The sequence below is a fragment of the Janthinobacterium sp. GW822-FHT07H10 genome (assembly GCF_058798675.1).
The window spans coordinates 806,553-827,150 of the sequence record NZ_JBXAKS010000001.1; the positions used below are offsets into that span (position 1 = coordinate 806,553).

Below are 20,598 nucleotides of genomic sequence, written 5' to 3' on the forward strand. Positions count from 1 at the left end.
GGTCAGCCGTGATCCTTGCTAGGGGGCAAGGCTGCAGGGGCCGGCAGCGGCGCCGCGCCTTGCGGCTGCACCAGGCTCAGGGTGGTGACGTACATGGCCTTGTCATAGTGCTCGTCGCCACGCTGGCCGGCCGTCTTGTCCGTGTGCTGCACTTCCAGCACATACGTGCCTTTCCAGGGCAGCGGGAAGCTGACCAGGCCCTGCGCATCGCTGTACGCTTCCTTCGCCCAGCCCGACTGCACCACGGCGTTGACCTTGGCTTCTGCCAGCGGCTTGCCTTTGTAGCTGACCTGGAACTGGCCAGCTTTGCCGGTCGGCACCAGGTCCAGCGTCAGCGCGGCTGCCTGGGCTTTGCTGTCGGCGACGAGGCGCGCGGCGGGAATCCACACGGTGCGCGTGGCCTTGCCATCCTTTTTCTCTTCCCACGACGGGTAGTTGCGTTCCTCGACGATGATGCTTTCGCCGGGCGCCACCTTGCCGTTCAGCGCGAAGGCGCCCGCCTGCCTGCTCGCCTGCAGCGGCTTGCTGCCCCTGGCCGAGATCCACGTGACCTGGCCGATGCTGAACTTGTCCAGCTGGCCGGGCGACGCCTCGCGCAGGTTGTCGCCGAATTCGCCGAAGTACACGTGGGCCGCCTGGCCGTTCTGTTCCAGCCAGATCTGGTGGGCGCTGGCGCTGCCGGAAACGATGGCGGTGCCCAGCAGGGCGGCGGCAAGGGCGCCGCGGCGCGCGATGGAAGTGATGTGCATGGTGTATCCCTTATCTTGTTATATGAAACGGAAAATCGGCCGCGCTCCTGTGGGAAGGCGGCCGGCTGGGTGCATCAGTACTGGTAACGCAGGTTCAGCGCCACGCTGCGCGGTTCGCCGTAATAGCCGCCGTTATAGAAGCCCACGCGGCGGAAATAGGTCTTGTCGAACAGGTTGTTGACGTTCAGGGTGGCCGCCAGCTTGGGACTGATCTGGTAGCGCGCCATCAGGTTGGCCAGCACGTAGCTGCCCTGGCTGACCCGCGTCTTCGTCCTGTTCGGCAGGGTGGCCGTCGTGTAGATCTCGTTCTGCCAGTTCAAGCCGCCGCCGATGGTCAGATTCTGCAGCTGGCCCGGCAGGCGGTAGGTGGTCGAGACGCGCAGCATGTTGGTCGGCTGGATGGTATTGGTCAGCACGCCCTTGCCCGTCTTCGACTTGCTGTGCGTGTAGCCGGCGAACAGCTGCCAGCCCGCCAGCGGACTGCCCGACACTTCCGCCTCGTAGCCCTTGCTCTTCGTGCCCTTGCCCGTCGAGACATACGGCCGGCTGCCGTCCGGCAGCACGAAGCTCAGCGGCACGGACGCATCCTCTTCGCCCAGGTTGTCCTGCTTGGCCTGGTACACGGCGAACGAGCCATTCAGGGCGCCGTCGAAGAATTCGCTCTTCACGCCCGCTTCCACGTTGCTGCCCGTGATCGGGTCGAGGAAGGCGTTGTTCTTGTCCTTCAGGTTCTGCGGCTTGAACAGGTCCGTGTAGCTGGCGTACAGCGAGGTGCTCTTGCTGACGTCGAGCACCACGCCCGCGTACGGCGTGACGACATCGTCCGTCTTGTAGGCGGAGCTGCGCTTCACGAAGGCGCCTTTAGTGTCGTAGCGGTCGTTATACGTTTCCCACTTCGAGATGCGCGCGCCGGCCAGCACCTTCAGATTGTCCATGATGTTGATGCGCGTGGCGATGAAGGCACCCGACTGCTTGGTGGTGGCGACGTCGCGCGCGCCCGTGCGCAGCATGGCTGGTTCCGGCACGTCGCCCGTCCAGTGGCGGAAGTCGGGGATGGTGGTGGCGAAGGGCAGCGGGTCCTCGAACTGCGTCTCGTTCGTCGTGCCGACGCGCTTCCAGCCGTTCACGCCCAGTACCAGGTCGTGTTGGCGGCCGAACAGGGGGAAGGTGCCGTTGGCCGACAGGTCGAAATTGTCCTGTTTTTCATCGTAGGGGAAGGCGCTGCTCCACACGGCCAGGCCCGAGCCGTCGCGGTTCGGATAGCCGCTGCCGCCGTAGAACAGCTTGCCGTTCGAGGAGCTGTCCAGGCGGCCATAGGCGGCCTTGACTTTCCAGTCGTTGGCGAAGCGGTGCTCGAGGTAGACGTATTTGTTTTCGAATGCGCGTTCCCAGCTGCTCCACTTGGCCGCCATGTTGAACGAGCGCGGCATGTTGGCCGGCGTGCCGTCCGAGAAGAACAGGGGCGTGGTGCCCCAGCTCGTGCCTTTCGGCGTGTTCTTTTGATAGTCGATGCCAGCCGTCAGCAGGGTGTCCGGCGTCAGGTCCGCTTCGACGATGACGGCGCCCACCAGCTTGCGTTCCTTGTACAGGTCGAGGTGGGAATGGCGGTTCTGGCCAGCCACGACGACGCGCCCGCGGATGCTGCCGTCCGCATTCAGTGGCGCGCTGACGTCGCCTTCGAGCCGGACCTTGCTCCAGGAGCCGACGGTCAGGCCGGCCGAGGCGGCGAACTCCTTGCCCGGGCGCTTGTGCAGCATGTTGATGGTGGCCGACGGGTCGCCATTGCCGCTGACCAGGCCCGTGGCGCCGCGCACGATTTCGATGCGGTCATAGATGGCCGTGTCGAACAGCGCATTGGCGCCCGAATTGACGGCCACGCCGTCGATCTGGTAGTTGCCGATGGAAAAACCGCGCGCCGAGAAATTGGTGCGTTCGCTATCGTTTTCCTGCACCGTCACGCCCGTCGACTGCACCAGCACCTCGGCCAGGCTGTTCAAGCCCATGTCGTCCATGCGCTGGCGCGTCACCACCGAGATCGATTGCGGCGTTTCGCGGATGGACAGGCCCATGCGCGTGGCCGTGGCCATCTGTTTGGTGGTGTAGGAACCCGTGTTCTCGGTCGACGCCTTGTCCTGCTGGCCCAGCACCTTGATTTCGCTCAAGGTGGCTTCATCGGGCCTGGCTGGGGCTTCCGCAGCCAGCGCCGTGCCGGCGCCCAGCGCCGCCGCCAGCAGGGCCGAATGCACGGCGGCGGCCAGCGGGCGGAGGTGCAATGCCGGGATTGCGGGAGTCATCGTGGCGGCAACGGTGCCGGCCAGCGAACGTGTTCGTGCCATGAAGCATCCTTCTTTTCGTGCGCCCGCCGTCGTGCGGCAAGGCGTGTAGTGGTATGGGGGGAGCTTGCTTGGCGGTGATGCCTGGCTGGCGCAGCGTGTCATTCAGCCGCGCACCAGCCAGGCGACCGGGTGCGGACTCTCGCGAGAGTCCAAATGTGAATGAGAACTATTCTTATTATAGTGCGGGGTTGCGAGACATGCAAGAGTGCGATGTTGTAAACGAGAACGGCCACCGCATTGTTGCGGTGGCCGTGCGTCGGCCCGGCTGGCGGGAGCTTACAGCTGGCCGCGCAGGGTCAGCATGGCGTTGCGCGGTTCGCCATAGAAGTTGGAGCCATAGGCGGCCCACACGCGCGTGTAGTATTTCTTGTCGAACAGGTTGTTCACCGTCAGCGACAGCTCCAGTTTGGGACTGAGGCGGTAGCCGGCCTGCAAGCCCACCGTCGTGACGGGACCCTGCTCGAATTTCACGGGGCCGTTCAGGCGGTACATGCTGCTGACGCTGCGCAGGCCGCCGCCCACGCTGATCTTGTCCAGCGCGCCGGCCAGCCGGTAGGTGGTCCACACATTGAAATTGTGGCGCGGCGCGATGAAGGTGTACAGCTGCGCCTTCTGGTCGTCGCTGCCTTCGAGGGTGCGCGTGCTGGTGTAGGAATAGCCGCTCGAGATGTTCCAGCCCGGCAGGGGACTGCCGCTCAGCTCGGCTTCCATGCCCTGGCTGCGCATCTTGCCGGCGCCGATGGAAAACAGCGGGTTGGCCGGGTCGGGCATGACGCGGTTTTCATCTTCCATGCGGAACAGGGCCGCATGCGCGTTGACGTTCTTGTCGAACAGCTCGGCCTTCAGCCCCAGCTCGAACTGCTGGCCCGTGCGCGGCTTCAGGGTTTGGCCGGCCGCGTCCGTGGTGCTCTGGGGCGAGAAGATGCGCGTGTAGCTGCCGTAGGCCGACAGCTGCCTGTCGAGCTCGTAGACGAGGCCCGCGTACGGCGTGAATTTCGCCTTGATGGTGTTGCTGACGTCGGTGAACTGGTTGAAATACGCGTTGCGGTTGACGGTATGGTTGTCCCAATGCGTCAGGCGCCCGCCCAGGTTGACGGCCAGCCGGTCCGTCGCCTGCAGGCGGGTGCGCGCGTACAGGCCGAACTGCTTGGTGCGGTTGTCATTGCCGTTGGAGAAAGTATAGCTGGGCTGCGGCACATTGTTATCCGGGTGGAAGACGTTGATCGGCGCATTGTTTCCGCCGCCATACCGGAAATTCTTGTGCACCTGGCGGTAGTCGGCGCCCACGATCAGGTCGTGGCTGCGGCCGAAGGCCTGGAACGGCGTGGCCAGGTAAGCGTCGAGTCCCTGCGTCTTCCAGTGGCTGCGGTAGTTCCAGCTGATCAGGCAGCTGTCGCCCGTGACGGGATCGGCCGAGCAGTCGGACCAGCCGAAGTTGCGCGACGGTTCATCCTGTTCGCGGTACAGGGCGGTGACCTTGAACTGGCCGCCGTTGTCGAGCTTGTGATCGAGTTCGGCAAAGTATTCGGTGACCTTTTCCGTGATGTGGTTCCAGGCCGGGTCCAGGTAGGTCGAGCGCGGCACGTCGAGCAGGCGCCCGTCTTCATGGGCGGGCAGGCCGAAGGCGGGGCGGCCCCTGTACTGCTGGTGGGTGATGCCGCCCGTCAGCACGGTGCCCGGTGCCACGTCGACGGCGACGGTGCCGTACAGCAGCGGTTTTTCCGCATACACATGGTCGACGAAGGAGCGCCGGTGTTCATAGGCGGCCACCAGGCGGCCGCGCACCCTGCCATCCGCGCTCAGGGGGCCTGTCACGTCCGCTTCCGCGTAGTAGCGGTCCCAGGAGCCCGCGCTGAGCACGCCGCTGGCGGCAAAGGTGTCGCGCGCGCGCTTGCGCACCAGGTTGATGGTGCCGCCCGGGTCGCCCGCGCCCTGGAACAGGCCGGCGGGGCCGCGCAGCACTTCCACCCTGTCATAGATGGCCAGGCCGAAGCCGGCCGACAGGTCGTTGCCCGTGCTGGCCGGCGTCATCACGCCATCGACCTGTACCGAGTCGAGCGCATAGCCGCGCGAATAAAAGTTGCCATGGTTGCCGCCCGTGCTGCTCGCTTCGACGGTGATGCCTGTCACGCCGCGCATGGCGTCGTCCAGGCTCAGCAGGTTCTGGTCGTTCAGCTGCTGGCGCGTCAGCACGGAGACGGACTGGGGAATCTCGCGCAGGCTTTGCTGGCCCTTGCCGATGCTTACCGCCTGCGCCGCATACGATTTCGTCAGTTCAGTCTCCGCATTGGCGTCCTGGCGGGCGCTGACGGTGATTTCCGCCAGGGTCGCCACCTTGCCCGTGGCGGCGGGCGCCGGGCGGATGATGACGCTGTTGCCGTCGATGCTGGCGGCCAGGCCGCTGCCGGCCAGCAGGCGCTCGAGGCTGTCGGCCACGCTCAGGGTGCCGCTGACGGCGGGCGCCGTCTTGCCGGCCACGAGTTCGGGGGCGAACAGCAGTTGCAGATTGGCTTGCCGCGCCAGTTCATTCAGGGCCTGGCCCAGCGGCTGGGCGGCGATGGTCAGTTTAACGGTGGGCCAGGTTTGCGCCTGCGCCAGGGGAAGAGTGCCCAGGGCCAGCATGGCGGCCAGGGCGAGGGGGGCGGGTGTCAGATTGCAGCGGTGGGACCACATGTTGCATTTCTCCAGGTTAATTTGTTGTCGATTAACGAGGTAGACGCAGCAGCGGCGGAAATCCTCACCTGCGAATGCGAATTATTTGTATTTATTTTGCGGCAGTTGCATCGATGGCGCTTGCGCGGACGCTTTCGGCGCCATGCCGATCGTGCTGGTGGTGCCGCTGCGCACGATCTGCACGGGCAGCAGTTGCGGCAGGGCGGCGGCGAAGCGGTCGAGCTGGGTCAGGCTGAAGCTGCCGCCGATGCGCAGGCGCGCCACGGCCGGATCGCGCACGACGAAGCCCGTGTCGCCATAGCGCTCGAATTCGGCCAGCGCCACGCTCAGCGGCACGTTCTCGAAAGTGACGCGGCCTTCGCGCCACGGCGCCACGCTGCCGGGCGCCAGGCTGGCGATGGCCGACAGGCGGCCGGCCGCATCGGCCGTCACGCCCTGGCCCGCCAGCAGGTCGATGGCGTCCGGCTGCGCGCCCGCCACGCGCACATGGCCGTGCTGCACGGCCACGCGCAGGCTGCCGTCGTGATCGAGGGTATTCCGCACGGAAAATTGCGTACCCACCACCGTCACGCGCAGCGGGCCGGCCGCGACCTCGAATGGCTGGCCCTGCCTGGATTGCACCTGGAACAGCGCTTCGCCCTGCGCCAGGCGCACTGCGCGCCGCTGGCGGTACAGGGTGACGTGCAGCCGCGTGGCCGTGTCGAGCTGCACCGTGCTGCCATCGGGCAGGGCAACGGTCAGGCGCTGGCCGCGCGCGGTGGCATAGGACTGGCTGAACGTGGGTTGTTGCCACCACTGGTAGCCGCCCGCGCCCACGCCGAGCAGCAGCATGGCGGCCGCCGCATACGGCAATGCGCGCAGCCAGTGGCGGCGGGGCGCGGAGGCTGGGGCGGGGGCAGCCGGGGGCACCGTCCAGCGCGCGGCGACCTGTGCGGGAATCCGGCGCACCGCCCGCTGCGTGTGCTGCAGCTGCGCATACGCGTGGGCGTGCCGCGCATCGGCCGCCAGCCAGGCGGCAAACGCGGCCTGGCCCGGGGCATCAAGATTGCCGCGCCGGCTGAACCAGGTGGCCGCCGCCAGCGCCACGGGATCTTGCGTTGCCGCAAAGCGCGCATGCGCGCGCGCGTCCGCCTCGTCCTGGGCGGAAGGGCCGAAATCGTGGCGGGGTGGAAGTGCGGTCATGGGCGCCATTATGTGGCTTCCCGCAAAGAATGCAACTGTGCCTGGCAACTGAGCATGCCGCGCGCGATATGTTTTTCCACCATGCTCACGGAAATGCCCATGCGCGCGGCAATTTGCGCGTGCGGCAATTCCTCGAAGATGTGCAGCACGAAGGCGTCGCGGCAGCGGGGCGGCAGGGCGTCGATGGCGGCCACGCATGCTTGCCAGTCCTGGCTGCCCTGCAGCGCCTGTTCCGGCTGCAGGTGCGATGGCGCGGCCGGATGCGCCGCTTCCGGCATGGCGTCGAGCGCATCGTACTGGCGCAGCGCGGCGCGGCGGTGATTGTCGATCAGCAGGTTGCGCGCCGTGTGGTACAGCAGCGCGCGCGGTTCGCGGATGGCGTGCTCTTCCCGGCTGGCGCCGTCCGGCACGCTTTGCGCGCCCAGCACGCGCACATAGCTTTCCTGTACCAGGTCGGCAGCGGCTTCGCGGTTGCGCAGGCTGCGCCAGCAGAAATTGAGCAGTTCTTGATAGTAGCGTGCAACCACGGCGTCCGATGTCTTGTTGAAAGTGCAGCCTGGCATGCCACATATGAGAATGATTCTCATTATATTGCATGGCGGGCCGCCGTGGGCCGCCGTGCTAAGCGGTTTACCGCACCGTGGCAGGTGTACAACGCTTTGCGGCGCATCCCACATGCATTACCATCCATAGTTGATATGGAGATAACATGGCTATTCAAATCATCAACACGGCGCCGATTGCCGGCCAACAGCCGGGTACCTCGGGGTTGCGCAAGAAGGTGGGGCAGTTCAGCCAGCCGCAGTACCTGGAAAACTTCGTGCAAAGCGTGTTCGACACGCTCGGCGACTGCCGCGGCCAGACCCTGGTGCTGGGCGGCGATGGCCGCTATTACAACCGCACGGCGATCCAGACGGTGCTGCGCATGGCGGCGGCGCATGGTTACGCGCGCGTGCTGCTGGGCCAGGGCGGCATTCTGTCGACGCCGGCCGTCAGCTGCGTGATCCGCAAGCATGGCGCCAGCGGCGGCATCATCCTGTCGGCCAGCCATAATCCGGGAGGTCCCGACGGCGATTTCGGCATCAAGTACAACATCGGCAACGGCGGCCCGGCGCCTGAAAAGCTTACCGAAGCCATGTTTGCGCGCACGCAAGCCATCACCGAATACCGCATCAGCGACGCCGCCGACATCGACCTCGATGCGCCGGGACTGGCGCGCATCGAGCAGATGAGCGTCGAGGTGATCGACCCCGTCGCCGATTACGCGGAGCTGATGCAGCGGCTGTTCGATTTCGACGCCATCCGCGCCCTGTTCGCGGGCGGCCTGCGCATCTGCTTTGACGGCATGCACGCCGTTTCCGGCCCGTACGCGAGCGCCATCCTGGAAGGCATGCTGGGCGCTCCCAAGGGCAGCGTCATCAACGGCGTGCCCTTGGAAGACTTCGGCGGCGGCCATCCGGACCCGAATCCCGTCAACGCGCAGGAATTGATCGCGCGCATGGCCAGCGACGATGCGCCGGACTTCGGCGCGGCGTCGGACGGCGACGGCGACCGCAACATGATCGTCGGGCGCCGCTTCGACGTGACGCCGTCGGACAGCCTGGCCATCCTGGCCGCGCATGCCACGCTGGCGCCCGGCTACCGCGCCGGCTTGAAGGGCATCGCGCGCTCGATGCCCACTTCCGGCGCGGCCGACCGCGTCGCCGCCGCGCTGGGCATACCGTGCTTCGAGACGCCGACGGGCTGGAAGTTCTTCGGCAACCTGCTCGACGCGGACATGGCGACCCTGTGCGGCGAGGAAAGCTACGGCACGGGTTCGAACCACGTGCGCGAGAAAGATGGCGTGTGGGCCGTCCTGTTCTGGCTCAACCTGCTGGCGGCGAAACGGCAGTCGGTGGAAGAGATCGTGCGCGCCCACTGGGCCACGCATGGCCGCAACTATTATTCGCGCCACGACTACGAGGATATCGACAGCGCCGGCGCGGCGCAGCTGATGGAGGCCGTGCGCGCGCAGCTGGCCACGCTGCCGGGGCAGGTGGTCGATGGCTACACGGTGGCGCTGGCCGACGATTTCAGCTACACGGATCCCGTCGACGGCGCGGTGGCCGGCAAGCAGGGCATCCGCATCATCATGACGGACGGCGCGCGCATCGTGCTGCGCCTGTCGGGCACGGGCACGCAGGGCGCCACCTTGCGTTTGTACCTGGAGCGTTACGAAGCCGACGTGGCCCGGCACGACCTGCCGACCCAGGAAGCGCTGGCCGGCCTGATCGGCGTGGCGGAGCGGCTGGCGCAGATCCGCCAGCGCACGGGGCGTGATGCGCCGACGGTGACGACATAAAAAAAGGGCGCACATGGTGCGCCCTTCTTCATTGCGGCAGATCAAACCAGCATCACGCCTTGGCTGGCACGACCGCCTGGCGGTAGTTGTCGACCATCTTGTAGCGCTTCGCGTACAGGCCGAAGGCCATCATGGCAACGGCGGCAAAGGCGGCGAAGAAGAACATCTGGAAGGCCGTCACGCTGATGCCGCTCTCGGCAATCTTGCCGATCACGCCTTCGTTCATGACGCTCTTGTTGACGATCAGCACCCACAGGTTGCCGACGGTGGTCGACAGGTTCCAGAAGCTCATGATGGCGCCCTTCATCGAGACGGGCGCCTGGCTGTAGGCAAACTCCAGGCCCGTGGCCGAGACCAGCACCTCGCCGAAGGTCAGCAGGGCATACGGCAGGATCTGCCACATGATGGAGACGGCGTTGCCGCTGTCGAGGGCCAGCTGCAAGAGACCGATGACGATCCAGGCCAGCGAGGAAAAGCCGATGCCGGCCGTCATGCGGCGCAGCGCCGTCGCTTCCATGCCGAAGCGGTTCAGCATCGGGTACAGCACCAGGTTGTTGAACGGTATCAGCAGCATCACCAGCATCGGGTTCAGCGCCTGCATCTGCGCCGGCAGGAACCAGCTTGGTTTTTCCATGGTGTTGGCCTGCACGATCCAGGTCGACGCCTTCTGGTCGAACAGCGAGAAGAACGGCGTCACGAGGGCGAAGATGACGAGGATGCGCAGCACGGCGCGCACGCCTTCGACGGCTTCGTCCGGGTGGATGCCGCGCGCGCGTTCCAGTTGCATGGCCGTGCCGATGCTGCCGAAGGCCAGCAGCAGGACCAGCGCGGAGCAGGCCGAGATGACGAAGCCCCAGTCCGGGATCATGTAGAACGAGAACAGGGCGCCGGCCACGCCGACGTAGGCCACGTACAGGCCCGGGCGCGAGCCGTTGTCCACTTGCGCCAGCAGGGCGGTGCGTGCCACGCGGGTAAACGAATCGGGATTCGGCGGTGCCGGCGGCACGTGCACGTATTTCTTGGCGCCCATCCAGAAGACGATGGTGGCGGCCAGCATCATGACGCCGGGGATGCCGAAGGCGATCGACGGACCGTAGTCGCGCAGGAACATCGGCATCAGCAGCGAGGCGAAGAAGGAGCCGAAGTTGATGATCCAGTAGAACAGGTCGAACACCAGCTTGGCCTTGTGCTTGTTGGTCTGGTCGAACTGGTCGCCGACGAACGAGGCCACGAGCGGCTTGATGCCGCCGGAGCCGAAGGCGATCAGGAACAGGCCGAAATAGAAGCCGTTGACATTGTTTTCAAAGACGGCCAGGCAGGCATGGCCGGCGCAATACACGAGGCTGAGCCAGAAGATGGTGTTGTACTTGCCAAAGAAGCGGTCGGCCAGCCAGCCGCCCAGCAGCGGGAAGAAATACACGCCGATGACGAAGGTATGGAAGACGTGCTTGGCTTCCCCCGTGCGCTGGTCGATCGGGATCATCAGCAGCAAGGTGCTGATGAGGAATGGCGTCAGGATGTTGCGCATGCCGTAAAAGCTGAAGCGTTCGCAGCCTTCGTTGGCGATGATGTACGGTATTTGCCGCGGCATTTTTCCCGTGGCGGTTTGTGTCTCGGCCGATGACATTGGCTCTCCCCAAGTATTTTTTGTAAGCCGCGATGCTAAGGCCTGCCGCGTTTGCTTGCAACAGAAAAAACGGCCCCTTGGCTATTTCGCAAGGAATTGTAAGGTATTGATTTTCATAAAGACATTACTTTGCGTCGTTGCGATGGCAGGACGCGGCAGTACTAATTGCATTTGCAACATGCCATGCGATGCCGCTTCGTCCGCCAGCACGAAACCGCATGCCAGGTACAGGGTCAGCGCCGCATGGTTGTCCTGCGCCACGGCCAGGCGCAGCCGGGCCAGATCGGGGATGCTGCTGGCATGGGCGATGGCGGCGCGCAGCAACTGCCGCCCGACGCCCTGGCCGCGCGCCTGCGGCGCCACGTAGACGCCCCACAGGCTGGCTTTGTCGTGTACGACGGCAATCGGCTCGCGGCGCAGGCCAGCCATGGCGATCAACTGTTCTCCTTTGAAAGTGCCAAATATTATTTGGTATGGCGTCGTCTGCAGGCGCTGGGCGATCTGTGCCAGCGGCAAGCCGCTTTCCGCCGCATGCGTGGTGCAGAAGGCGGCGGGCAGTTCGGCGATGCCGGCCAGGCGCAGCGCGCGGTAGGCGGCAGCGTCGTCGGGCGCGAGGGGACGGACAGTGTGGGCAGGCATGTCGGCGAGTATCGGGCTTCGATGCCAGAAAGTAAACCTTGCGCTGCGCCATATTCGAACATAAGATATATCTTATTGAGATATATCTTAAGGAGCCACCATGCTGCACTTCCATCGCGGCGACCAGCTGTTGCGCGCCGCCCCGCACAGCCAGGGCGATGCGCCGGGCGCCGTTGCCAGCGTTGTTCCCGCCGCGCGCGGCCCGAAGATGTTTGACGCGGGCACCCTGCGCTACCTCGTACTGCAATTGATCGCCGACAAGCCGCGCCATGGCTACGACATCATCAAGGCCATCGAACAGCGTGCCGGCGGCGCGTATGCGCCGAGTCCCGGCGCCATCTATCCGCTCATGCATGGCCTCGTGGGCCACGGTTACGTGGCCGTCAGCCTCGACGGTAACAAGAAACTGCACAGCATCACGCCCGAGGGGTTGGCCTTCCTGGCCGCCAACCGCGCCTATGTGGACGCCATCGCCGCCAGGGTGGATGCGCCGGCTGGCGCGGACGACGACTTGCGCCACCTGATGCACGAGCTGAAGGCGGCGGTGCTGGCGCGCGGGCGCGCGGGCGAGTCCGATGCCAGCCGGCTGGACGCCATGCGCGCCATCCTGCGCCGGGCGCGTGCCGACATCGAGGCGCTGGCATGACGCCCGCGCCGCTGTCCATGCCGGTGCCCATGCTGACGCCGGCGCGCGAGCGCGCGATGCTGTGGTTGCTTGCGCTGACGCAATTTACCGTCATCATGGATTTCATGGTGATGATGCCGCTGGCGCCCCAGCTGATGCAGGCATTCCATATCGGCCCGGCCGCCGTCTCCGGCGCCGTCTCGGCCTATGCCTGGTGCGCCGGCTTGTCCGGCTTGCTGGCGGCCACGTATATCGACCGCTTCGACCGCAAGAAGCTGCTGCTGACCATGTTTTGCCTGTTTACCGTGTCGAACCTGGCCTGCGCGCTGGCGCCGAACTTCCACGTGCTGCTGTGGTCGCGCGCGTTTGCGGGGCTGACGGGCGGCGTGCTCGGTGCCATCGTCATGGCCATCATCGGCGACGTGATTCCCGCCGAGCGGCGCGGCGCGGCCACCGGCATCGTCATGACCTCGTTTGCCATGGCGGCCGTGGGCGGCGTGCCGATCGGCGTGGTGCTGGCCGCGCACTTCGGCTGGCCTTCGCCCTTTTTCCTGCTGGTCGTGCTGTCGCTGCTGATCTGGCTGGGCGCGGCGCGCGTGCTGCCGTCGCTGACGGCGCACATGGGCGCGGCCCCGACGCCGTTGCGCCAGGTGCTGCCGAACCTGCTGGCGCTGCTGCGCGAACGGCGCCACCTCGAGGCGTTTGCCTTGTCCATTGTCAACATGACGGCGGGCATGCTGGTAATTCCCTTCATTTCGCCCGTGCTGGTGGGGAATATGGGCCTGGCGCCGGCCGACGTCACCTGGGTCTACCTGGCGGGCGGCTGCGCCACGATCTTCACGGCGCGCCTGATCGGCCGCTGGGCGGACCGGGCCGGCAAGCAGCAGGTCTATCGCTGGGTCTCGTTGCTGTCGATCGCACCGCTGCTGTTCATGACGCATCTGCCCCAGTTGCCGCTGCTGGCGCTGATGCTGGTGTTTCCATTCTTTATGGCCCTCGTGTCGGGGCGCACGATACCGCTGCAGGCACTGCTGACGACCATCCCGGAGCCGCGCAAGCGCGGCGCCTTCCTCAGCGCCAATTCGGCCCTGCAAAGCCTGGGTAGCGGACTCGGCGCCTGGCTGGGCGGCCTGACCCTGCAGACGGATGCGGCCGGCCACATCGGCGGCTATGGCTGGAATGGCTGGCTGGCGGCGGCCTTGTCGCTGTGGACGGTGTGGTGGGTGGCGCGCGTGCGCGGCGCGGCGCCGCAGGGCGCGCCGGCGTAGGCGGGCTTACTGCGTGGCGATGCGCTGCATGGGCGCGCTGTCCTTGCGCCATTGTTCCAGGCTCAGCAGGTCACCGCTGACGATGTCGTCGATAAGGATGCGCTTGCCGTCCGGCGAGACGACGAAGCTTTCCCAACGGTGAGCCGCGTCCGGCGTGCTTTCGAAAAAGCTCAGCTGATAGTAGGGCTGGCCATCGACGAGGCGCGTCTCGGGTGACGTTTCCATCACGGCGCCATGCGCGCGGCCGGCCGAGGCTTTTTCGATATGCGCCGACCATGCCTTGATCTCGGGCAAGGCCATCAGCGCATCGACGGCGCGCGCATTCTGCTCTTGCGCCGCCGTCTGGCTGCTCGCGGCCGGGGCATTGCTGCCGTGCTGCGCGGGCTGCTGGTAGACGTAAAAGGCGGCCAGGGCGGCGGCCAGCAAGCCGGCCAGGGTGCCGGCGATGATGGCGGTTTTGGAAGAGGAGGCGCGTGGCGGCATGGTGGTGTGGGCGTGAGAAAGAAGGTCGATGGCGGCCATGCTAAAGCAAAACGCACAGGCCGGCAATCGCCGGGCTTGCCAAGCGGGCTGGCCACGTCAACAGGCGAAAAAAAAGCTACCTTCCGTAGAAGATAGCTTTTCGGGGCCGCCGGGGAGGCACTGGCAGCTTTTGGTCTGCCTGTTCCTGCCCGGCGCAGGCGGCTCCGCGCGCCGTCGCCTGCGCGCGGAGCCGCAGGACATTACATCATGCCGTCCATGCCGCCCATGCCGCCCATACCACCCATGCCGCCGCCCATGCCGCCGCCTGCCTTGTCGTCAGCGATTTCGCAGACCATGCAGTCGGTCGTCAGCATCAGCGAAGCGATCGAAGCGGCGTTTTGCAGCGCCGAACGGGTCACTTTGGCTGGGTCCAGGACGCCCATTTCAACCATGTCGCCATACGTGCCGTTGGCAGCGTTGTAGCCGTAGTTGCCCGAGCCAGCCAGTACGGCTGCCACGACGACCGAAGCTTCTTCGCCAGCGTTTTGCACGATCATGCGCAGTGGCTCTTCCATTGCGCGCAGGACGATCTTGATACCGGCATCTTGATCAGGATTGTCGCCCTTGACCGTGATGTTGGCGCGTGCGCGCAGCAGGGCTACGCCGCCGCCAGGCACGATGCCTTCTTCGACGGCAGCGCGGGTTGCGTGCAGTGCATCTTCAACGCGGGCTTTTTTCTCTTTCATTTCGACTTCGGTGGCTGCGCCAACCTTGATCACGGCAACGCCGCCAGCCAGTTTGGCTACGCGCTCTTGCAGTTTTTCACGGTCGTAGTCCGAGGTCGCTTCTTCGATCTGTACGCGCACTTGTTTCACGCGTGCTTCGATCGAGGCAGCTTCGCCGGCGCCATCGATAACGATGGTGTTTTCCTTGCCCACTTCGATGCGTTTCGCCTGGCCCAGTTCGGCCAGGGTCACTTTTTCCAGGGTCAGGCCGACTTCTTCAGCGATCACCTGGCCGCCCGTCAGGACAGCGATGTCTTCCAGCATGGCTTTGCGGCGGTCGCCGAAGCCAGGTGCTTTCACTGCGCAGGTTTTCAGGATGCCGCGGATGTTGTTCACAACCAGGGTCGCCAGCGCTTCGCCTTCGATGTCTTCGGCGATGATCAGCAGTGGACGGCCAGCTTTTGCGACTTGTTCCAGTACCGGCAGCAGGTCACGGATGTTCGAGATTTTCTTGTCGCACAGCAGGACGAATGGGCTGTCCAGTACGGCAACTTGCTTCTCTGGGTTGTTGATGAAGTATGGCGACAGGTAGCCGCGGTCGAACTGCATGCCTTCAACGATGTCCAGCTCGTCGTTCAGCGACTTGCCGTCTTCAACGGTGATAACGCCTTCCTTGCCGACTTTTTCCATCGCTTCAGCGATACGCTCGCCGATCGAGTAGTCCGAGTTGGCCGAGATCGCGCCAACCTGGGCGATTTCCTTGGTCGTGGTGCAAGGACGGGCGATTTTCGCCAGTTCTTCGACGGTTGCTGCAACAGCTTTGTCGATACCGCGCTTCAGGTCCATCGGGTTCATGCCGGCGGCAACGAACTTCATGCCTTCGCGCACGATGGCTTGTGCCAGCACGGTCGCGGTGGTGGTGCCGTCGCCGGCGTTGTCGCTGGTGCGGGAAGCAACTTCCTTGACCATTTGCGCGCCCATGTTCATGAGCTTGTCTTTGAGTTCAACTTCTTTCGCTACCGACACACCATCCTTGGTGACGGTAGGGGCGCCGAACGAGCGCTCCAGGACCACGTTGCGGCCTTTCGGGCCCAGCGTTACTTTGACTGCGTTGGCGAGGATGTTGACGCCTTCGACCATCTTGGCGCGCGCTGCGTCGCCGAATACTACTTCTTTAGCTGCCATGTTCAATTCTCCTGAGTTTCGGGATGTATCTGTCTACAACGTGGAAACAATTACTTGACGACGATCGCCATGATGTCTTCTTCGCGCATGACCAGCAGCTCATCGCCGTCAACTTTGACGGTTTGGCCGGCGTACTTGCCGAACAGGACGCGGTCGCCCACTTTGACATCCAGAGGACGGACTTTGCCGTCGTCGAGAATCTTGCCATTGCCTACGGCAAGGACTTCGCCTTGATCCGGTTTTTCAGCAGCTGCATCAGGAATGATGAGGCCGGACGCAGTCTTGGTTTCCTGGTCGAGGCGTTTGACGATGACGCGATCGTTCAATGGGCGCAGATTCATACAAAACTCCTTAAAGTTCAATGGATAAGTGTTGCTAAATGAATACATGCCTGGCACAGCGCCAGGCCTGCTTTCAGTGACCGCCGTTGAAAGCAGCCCGCAACGGTCAAGCAAACCCCATGTCATCCTGTCCTTGCCCGTATCCGGCAGTGGTGCATCGCGGCGTCGCCCGCCGCGTAGCATTCCCTGCAGTGGCCTGGCAAGCACCATCATTTCCTGAGGATTGCTACGAAAGAGTTTGTTAGCACTCTCTACTAACGAGTGCTAATTATAGGGACGGTAGGGGGCTTATTCAAGGGCTTATTCTCCGGGAAGATATGCATAGACGTTCTGCGCAGCCTGCATTTACGCAGGGTTTGCGCTGGCGCAAGCCAAGTTCCCGGGCGTCAGCAACAGCAGCGACTCTAGCATGTCGTCCGGATGGGGGGCGTTCCTGTACACACAGGAAACAGATTTCACTATGAAATTTGATAAGATGATTGATATTACATATCAATATCGCCACTGCGCCAGAAAGCACACCATGCAGCACATCATGCCCTATCCTGTTTCCCGCCCCGCGCTGCGCCTGCTAGGCGCCGCCGTCATCGGCCTCGCTTGCCTGGGCCATGCCGTCGCGCAAACGGCTGCCGCGCCAGCGGCCACCATCGTCGACGAGATCACCGTGGCGACCCTGACGCCGCTGGAAAAGGAAATGCTGCTCAATGACCTGTTCAACGACTTGAACAAGGATGACGACGACCAGGAAGCGCATGTGTGGGACAACGGCGGCGACCGCGGCGTGCTGGTGAAAGCCACGTATAACTTCAGCAATTCCGGCATGACCGAGCACAGCCTGAAGGCGCACATGTGCCGCGACCTGAAGTTCGTCGTCACGGCGGGCGGCAAGACGCAGGACCTGAGCCGCCGCACCTGTTCGCAGAACAGCGGCAACTGGGATGTGCAGGGCAAGGGCCCGGCGCCCGTCGTGTATCCGCCCTTCCTGTCGGACGTGACGGTGGCCAAGCTGAATGCCAAAGAGCAGGCATCGCTGCTGAAGGCGGCCGTGCGCACCTTGAAGGATGAAGAGGATGGCAAGAGCCGCCAGTGGAGCAACAAGGGGCTGGGCAATGCCCAGGCCTTGCTGGTGACCTTGACGCCATCCGCGACCGGCACCAAGCCTGGCAGTTTTACCACGTGTCGCGACTTGACGATGGTGCTCGACGGCAAGGGCGGCAAGCAGGAATTGACGCGCCGTGCGTGCGAAAACCGCTACGGCAGCCTGGACATCGAACCGGACTTCGAAGGGCATCGCTAGGACGGCCTGCTGCAGGGCGGCAAGCGCGCCGTGGCGTTAAAAAGCATGTATTTCACGGCAACTGCGCTGCATTGATGTAAATATGTGTGACAGCGGCCTGATTCGATTGACGCCCGGGGAGCGTCCGCCCTATAGTGGCGGGATGATTTCCGAATTCAACGAATTATCCGACAAAATCGGCCTGCTGGCCGAAATGACCCACGCGCTGCGCCGTGAAAACGCGCAGTTGCGCAAGGACAATGTCGCCCTGGCCGCCGAAAACGCGCTGTATGTGCAACGCATGCGCGAGGCGCAGGAGCGCGTGGAAGCCTTGCTGGAAAAAATCCCGGAACTGGTGCAGGCCGGCCTGGAGCAAGCCGCTTCCGAAGCCGCCGCTGTCACCGGCGATCACCTTGCCGAGAACGAGAAGGAAGCGTAATGCCGCGTGTCGATGTCAATATCATGGGCCAGGCCTACAGCATGGTGTGCCGCGATGGCGAAGAGCGCGCCTTGCGCGAAGCGGCGATCTATCTCGATAGCAAGATGAAGGCCATCCGCGACGCCGGCAAGGTCAAGGGCAACGACCGCATTGCCGTGCTGGCCGCGCTGGGCGTGGCGGCAGAGTTTCTCTCCGTCAAGTCACCGCAAGGTCCGCTGTCGGAATTGACGATACTGGAAGTGAAGCAAAAGATCTCGGCCATGCATACCGTCCTGGACAGCGCACTGACGCCCCAGGAAAACCTTTTTTAAGCGCGTACGCGACGATTTGTCTTTGCGATGCGCGACCAAAGGAGTAAACTTGGGTCTACCCTGCGGTGTTCGCGATTGCCATATATTCCTTGAACCATTTATGCGCATCGGTTGCGAATTTTGTTTGATGGGAGTGAGCGTCGCTCGTTCGACGAACCCGAAATTGAACTAACGTGACCACCTTGAACCGTTTGGTTCGGGATGCCGGCATAGCGGCACAGGCGGGGCCCAATTTGTAGTACAACTGAAAACGGTTGCGGCATCACGATGCGCAACCGTTTTTTTACGTCTGTTGCCTTGATGCGGGAGATTTGATGAAACAATATTGGCTGATGAAATCGGAACCGGATGAAGTGAGCATCGACGACCTGATGGCGGCGCCGCAGCACACCATGCCGTGGTTTGGCGTGCGCAATTACCAGGCGCGCAACTTCATGCGCGATGGGATGAAAGTGGGCGATGGCGTGCTGTTCTATCACTCCAGCTGCCCGCAGCCGGGCGTGGCCGGCGTGGCCGAAGTGGCCAGCGGCGCGTATCCCGATCACAGCCAGTTTGAAGAGGGCGGCAAGTACTTCGATCCGAAAGCCACGCCAGAGCAGCCGCGCTGGATCAGCGTCGACGTGCGCGGCCTCAGGAAGACGGCGCTGCTGCCTTTGTCTGAAATGCGCCAGATGCCGGAACTGGAAGACATGCTGCTGTTGAAGAAGGGCAGCCGCTTGTCCATCACGCCCGTGACGCCGGCGCAATGGAAGGTCATTACAGGCAAGTTGACAGCCTAGGCGCCGGCGTGGCATCGACCTCGATGCGGTTACGGCCATGTTGCTTGGCCCGGTACAGGGCCCGGTCGGCGGCGGCGAGCAATTGTTCCGGCGCCGGGCAACCGGTATTCAGGGCCACGCCGATGCTGGCCGTCACCTGGCCGCCGCGCGACGGGGCCTGGGCGATGGCGGCCGCGGCGATCGCTTCCTGCATCTTTTGCGCCACCGCCTGCGCGCCGGCCAGTCCGGTGGCTGGCAGGATGGCGGCAAATTCCTCGCCGCCAAAGCGCGCCACCAGGTCGCTGGCGCGCGGTAGCGCCGAGCGCAGGGCCGCGGCAATCTGCACCAGGCAGGCGTCGCCATACGGATGGCCAAAAGTGTCGTTCAGGCTCTTGAAGAAATCGATATCGATGATCAGCAGCGCTAGCGGCTTGCCGTCGCGCGCTGCGCGCTGCCATTCGCCCTGCAGGGTCTGGTCGAAGCAGCGCCGGTTGGCGACGCCCGTCAAGCCATCCGTCAGCGACAGTTTTTCCAGCAGCTCGTGCGCGGTGCGCAAGGCCAGCTCGCTTTGCATGTAGCGGCTTTGCAGGGTGGCCGAGCGCAGCGCGTGGACGGTCAGCGCGACAAACAGCGAGGTGGCCGCCAGGTAGAAATGGTCGCGCAGCACGACGAAACCCAATCCCAGCAAGGCCGCCGTGAAGAAGATGGGACTGAAGTTGTCGATCAGCAATGTCAGCGGCGGCGGGGCATGCCGTGGCCGGGTCGCTTCCTCCTGCGGCCCGGTTTGCGCAGCCAGCACGGCCAGCAGCAGGAATGGCACGCTTGGCAGCAACTCGGTCAGGATCGGCCCGGCGAGCGCATGCAGGGTCAGGTAATTGTAGGCGCCGGCGCAGCCGGCGTAGCACCACAGGAAAACGCTGAGCAGCAGGTAAAAGCGGCCCTGCTCGCCATCCCGGCGGTGCGCCAGCAGGCGCAGCGAGGCGCAGCAGGCCAGGACCAGGTTTTCCACGTTGTACGTCACCACCAGCAGGCTGGCGGGAATCGGCGCGATCGAGCGCTGGGCAAATGGCGAGACGGAAAAGATGGCCGTATAGGCCAGATAGGCTGCCAGCAAGACTTGCACGGCGTCCAGCCATTGCAGGCTGCGCGAGGGATGCTGGTCGCTGACCGAGGAAATGGCCAGCAGCAGGGGCGCGCCATACATGAAATAGGCAAAATCGGAGAAATACGTGGCGTCGGACGCCACCTGTCCGCTCAGGTCCTGCCAGGCGGACAGCGCCATGCCCACGCTCCAGAACAGCATGGCCGCCGCGAACAGGCCCCATCCCGTGCGCACGATGCCGGGCGCGCTCAGGCGGGCGCAGCGGCAGCAGGCGGCCAGGGCCAGCAAGGGCGCCAGCAGGTTGAACAGGTAGCCCACGGTCGCGGCATGCTGGCCGGCAAACGCCGTCAGGGCCAGCTGCGCCAGTAGATAGGCGGCGCCCACGGTCATCCAGAACGTCGTGGTCTTCCTGGCAAGCTGCATAGGCTGGGCTCCCTGGCTCGAATGTCCGTCAGATCATGAGCGCCTGCCTTGGTTTGGCGGCAGGGTAAAACGATCATACCCCTTATCCCAAAAGCAAGTCTATTCCATTGGGAAATTTTAATGCATAGAGGGAAAG

The 20,598-nt window shown here is 64.3% G+C and carries 18 protein-coding genes and 1 other RNA gene; 8 read left to right on the forward strand and 11 right to left on the reverse strand.

The features are described from left to right. Positions 1-2: 2 nt before the first annotated feature. The 5 genes from AC1RDJ_RS03620 to AC1RDJ_RS03640 form a co-directional block, all read right to left on the reverse strand. Positions 3-749, reverse strand: coding sequence for a DUF4198 domain-containing protein (locus AC1RDJ_RS03620; protein ID WP_493026508.1), 747 nt, complete (start codon positions 747-749; stop codon positions 3-5). 74 nt (positions 750-823) lie between these two features. Further along, positions 824-3,085: a TonB-dependent siderophore receptor gene (locus tag AC1RDJ_RS03625; RefSeq protein ID WP_493026509.1), complete on the reverse strand. Its 2,262-nt coding sequence runs from the start codon at positions 3,083-3,085 to the stop codon at positions 824-826. Between the two features lie 276 nt (positions 3,086-3,361). Continuing rightward, on the reverse strand, positions 3,362-5,758 hold the full coding sequence (locus AC1RDJ_RS03630) for a TonB-dependent siderophore receptor (RefSeq protein WP_493026510.1): 2,397 nt from the start codon (positions 5,756-5,758) through the stop codon (positions 3,362-3,364). 81 nt (positions 5,759-5,839) lie between these two features. Next, the gene (locus AC1RDJ_RS03635) at positions 5,840-6,940 is read right to left on the reverse strand and encodes a FecR family protein (RefSeq protein ID WP_493026511.1); all 1,101 of its coding nucleotides are present in this window, start codon (positions 6,938-6,940) and stop codon (positions 5,840-5,842) included. Between the two features lie 8 nt (positions 6,941-6,948). Then, positions 6,949-7,503, reverse strand: a complete 555-nt coding sequence (locus AC1RDJ_RS03640; RefSeq protein ID WP_493026512.1) for a sigma-70 family RNA polymerase sigma factor — start codon at positions 7,501-7,503, stop codon at positions 6,949-6,951. A gap of 146 nt (positions 7,504-7,649) precedes the next feature. Here AC1RDJ_RS03640 and AC1RDJ_RS03645 point away from each other — a divergent pair, with 146 nt between their 5' ends. Then, positions 7,650-9,281, forward strand: coding sequence for an alpha-D-glucose phosphate-specific phosphoglucomutase (locus AC1RDJ_RS03645; protein ID WP_071322252.1), 1,632 nt, complete (start codon positions 7,650-7,652; stop codon positions 9,279-9,281). A gap of 52 nt (positions 9,282-9,333) precedes the next feature. Here the strand turns inward: AC1RDJ_RS03645 and AC1RDJ_RS03650 are convergent, their stop codons facing one another. Together AC1RDJ_RS03650 and AC1RDJ_RS03655 are read right to left on the reverse strand one after the other, a co-directional pair. Then, positions 9,334-10,872, reverse strand: a complete 1,539-nt coding sequence (locus AC1RDJ_RS03650; protein WP_198043870.1) for a POT-type proton-dependent oligopeptide transporter — start codon at positions 10,870-10,872, stop codon at positions 9,334-9,336. 117 nt (positions 10,873-10,989) lie between these two features. After that, a complete protein-coding gene (locus AC1RDJ_RS03655) occupies positions 10,990-11,547 on the reverse strand; it encodes a GNAT family N-acetyltransferase (RefSeq protein WP_493026513.1) in 558 nt (185 codons plus the stop codon). Between the two features lie 100 nt (positions 11,548-11,647). Here AC1RDJ_RS03655 and AC1RDJ_RS03660 point away from each other — a divergent pair, with 100 nt between their 5' ends. Then, positions 11,648-12,193, forward strand: coding sequence for a PadR family transcriptional regulator (locus AC1RDJ_RS03660; RefSeq protein ID WP_071322255.1), 546 nt, complete (start codon positions 11,648-11,650; stop codon positions 12,191-12,193). Next, on the forward strand, positions 12,190-13,440 hold the full coding sequence (locus tag AC1RDJ_RS03665) for an MFS transporter (RefSeq protein ID WP_493026514.1): 1,251 nt from the start codon (positions 12,190-12,192) through the stop codon (positions 13,438-13,440). Before AC1RDJ_RS03660 ends, AC1RDJ_RS03665 begins: the two co-directional genes overlap by 4 nt. Positions 13,441-13,446: 6 nt before the next feature. On the opposite strand, the gene AC1RDJ_RS03670 is transcribed toward AC1RDJ_RS03665, so the two are convergent. From AC1RDJ_RS03670 to groES, 3 genes are all read right to left on the reverse strand, one after another. Further along, positions 13,447-13,962: a hypothetical protein gene (locus AC1RDJ_RS03670; RefSeq protein ID WP_493026515.1), complete on the reverse strand. Its 516-nt coding sequence runs from the start codon at positions 13,960-13,962 to the stop codon at positions 13,447-13,449. A 200-nt stretch (positions 13,963-14,162) separates the two neighbouring features. After that, on the reverse strand, positions 14,163-15,812 hold the full coding sequence (gene groL / locus AC1RDJ_RS03675) for a chaperonin GroEL (protein WP_034786546.1): 1,650 nt from the start codon (positions 15,810-15,812) through the stop codon (positions 14,163-14,165). 50 nt (positions 15,813-15,862) lie between these two features. Next, positions 15,863-16,153, reverse strand: coding sequence for a co-chaperone GroES (groES, locus tag AC1RDJ_RS03680; protein ID WP_010400979.1), 291 nt, complete (start codon positions 16,151-16,153; stop codon positions 15,863-15,865). 523 nt (positions 16,154-16,676) lie between these two features. Here groES and AC1RDJ_RS03685 point away from each other — a divergent pair. The 5 genes from AC1RDJ_RS03685 (at position 16,677) to AC1RDJ_RS03705 (ending at position 18,958) form a co-directional block, all read left to right on the forward strand. Then, positions 16,677-17,450 (forward strand): hypothetical protein, encoded by a 774-nt coding sequence (locus AC1RDJ_RS03685; RefSeq protein ID WP_493026516.1) that lies wholly within the window; start codon positions 16,677-16,679, stop codon positions 17,448-17,450. 142 nt (positions 17,451-17,592) lie between these two features. Beyond that, positions 17,593-17,868 (forward strand): DUF904 domain-containing protein, encoded by a 276-nt coding sequence (locus tag AC1RDJ_RS03690; RefSeq protein ID WP_071322259.1) that lies wholly within the window; start codon positions 17,593-17,595, stop codon positions 17,866-17,868. After that, complete coding sequence (locus AC1RDJ_RS03695) at positions 17,868-18,179, forward strand: cell division protein ZapA (RefSeq protein ID WP_071322260.1); 312 nt, start codon at positions 17,868-17,870, stop codon at positions 18,177-18,179. The genes AC1RDJ_RS03690 and AC1RDJ_RS03695 overlap by 1 nt, the downstream gene beginning before the upstream one ends. A gap of 54 nt (positions 18,180-18,233) precedes the next feature. Then, a non-coding RNA gene (gene ssrS / locus AC1RDJ_RS03700) (6S RNA) lies at positions 18,234-18,411 on the forward strand. A gap of 82 nt (positions 18,412-18,493) precedes the next feature. Then, the gene (locus AC1RDJ_RS03705) at positions 18,494-18,958 is read left to right on the forward strand and encodes an EVE domain-containing protein (RefSeq protein WP_493026517.1); all 465 of its coding nucleotides are present in this window, start codon (positions 18,494-18,496) and stop codon (positions 18,956-18,958) included. On the opposite strand, the gene AC1RDJ_RS03710 is transcribed toward AC1RDJ_RS03705, so the two are convergent. Continuing rightward, on the reverse strand, positions 18,936-20,462 hold the full coding sequence (locus AC1RDJ_RS03710; protein WP_493026518.1) for a GGDEF domain-containing protein: 1,527 nt from the start codon (positions 20,460-20,462) through the stop codon (positions 18,936-18,938). The genes AC1RDJ_RS03705 and AC1RDJ_RS03710 overlap by 23 nt on opposite strands. Positions 20,463-20,598: the final 136 nt, after the last annotated feature.

What these genes read in the sequence shown, in the direction of transcription:
- AC1RDJ_RS03620 (WP_493026508.1), bottom strand. Translation starts at nt 749, where the DNA reads ATGCACATCACTTCCATCGCGCGCCGCGGCGCCCTTGCCGCCGCCCTG.
- AC1RDJ_RS03625 (WP_493026509.1), bottom strand. Translation starts at nt 3,085, where the DNA reads ATGGCACGAACACGTTCGCTGGCCGGCACCGTTGCCGCCACGATGACT.
- AC1RDJ_RS03630 (WP_493026510.1), bottom strand. Translation starts at nt 5,758, where the DNA reads ATGTGGTCCCACCGCTGCAATCTGACACCCGCCCCCCTCGCCCTGGCC.
- AC1RDJ_RS03635 (WP_493026511.1), bottom strand. Translation starts at nt 6,940, where the DNA reads ATGACCGCACTTCCACCCCGCCACGATTTCGGCCCTTCCGCCCAGGAC.
- AC1RDJ_RS03640 (WP_493026512.1), bottom strand. Translation starts at nt 7,503, where the DNA reads ATGCCAGGCTGCACTTTCAACAAGACATCGGACGCCGTGGTTGCACGC.
- AC1RDJ_RS03645 (WP_071322252.1), top strand. Translation starts at nt 7,650, where the DNA reads ATGGCTATTCAAATCATCAACACGGCGCCGATTGCCGGCCAACAGCCG.
- AC1RDJ_RS03650 (WP_198043870.1), bottom strand. Translation starts at nt 10,872, where the DNA reads ATGCCGCGGCAAATACCGTACATCATCGCCAACGAAGGCTGCGAACGC.
- AC1RDJ_RS03655 (WP_493026513.1), bottom strand. Translation starts at nt 11,547, where the DNA reads ATGCCTGCCCACACTGTCCGTCCCCTCGCGCCCGACGACGCTGCCGCC.
- AC1RDJ_RS03660 (WP_071322255.1), top strand. Translation starts at nt 11,648, where the DNA reads ATGCTGCACTTCCATCGCGGCGACCAGCTGTTGCGCGCCGCCCCGCAC.
- AC1RDJ_RS03665 (WP_493026514.1), top strand. Translation starts at nt 12,190, where the DNA reads ATGACGCCCGCGCCGCTGTCCATGCCGGTGCCCATGCTGACGCCGGCG.
- AC1RDJ_RS03670 (WP_493026515.1), bottom strand. Translation starts at nt 13,962, where the DNA reads ATGGCCGCCATCGACCTTCTTTCTCACGCCCACACCACCATGCCGCCA.
- groL (WP_034786546.1), bottom strand. Translation starts at nt 15,812, where the DNA reads ATGGCAGCTAAAGAAGTAGTATTCGGCGACGCAGCGCGCGCCAAGATG.
- groES (WP_010400979.1), bottom strand. Translation starts at nt 16,153, where the DNA reads ATGAATCTGCGCCCATTGAACGATCGCGTCATCGTCAAACGCCTCGAC.
- AC1RDJ_RS03685 (WP_493026516.1), top strand. Translation starts at nt 16,677, where the DNA reads ATGCAGCACATCATGCCCTATCCTGTTTCCCGCCCCGCGCTGCGCCTG.
- AC1RDJ_RS03690 (WP_071322259.1), top strand. Translation starts at nt 17,593, where the DNA reads ATGATTTCCGAATTCAACGAATTATCCGACAAAATCGGCCTGCTGGCC.
- AC1RDJ_RS03695 (WP_071322260.1), top strand. Translation starts at nt 17,868, where the DNA reads ATGCCGCGTGTCGATGTCAATATCATGGGCCAGGCCTACAGCATGGTG.
- AC1RDJ_RS03705 (WP_493026517.1), top strand. Translation starts at nt 18,494, where the DNA reads ATGAAACAATATTGGCTGATGAAATCGGAACCGGATGAAGTGAGCATC.
- AC1RDJ_RS03710 (WP_493026518.1), bottom strand. Translation starts at nt 20,462, where the DNA reads ATGCAGCTTGCCAGGAAGACCACGACGTTCTGGATGACCGTGGGCGCC.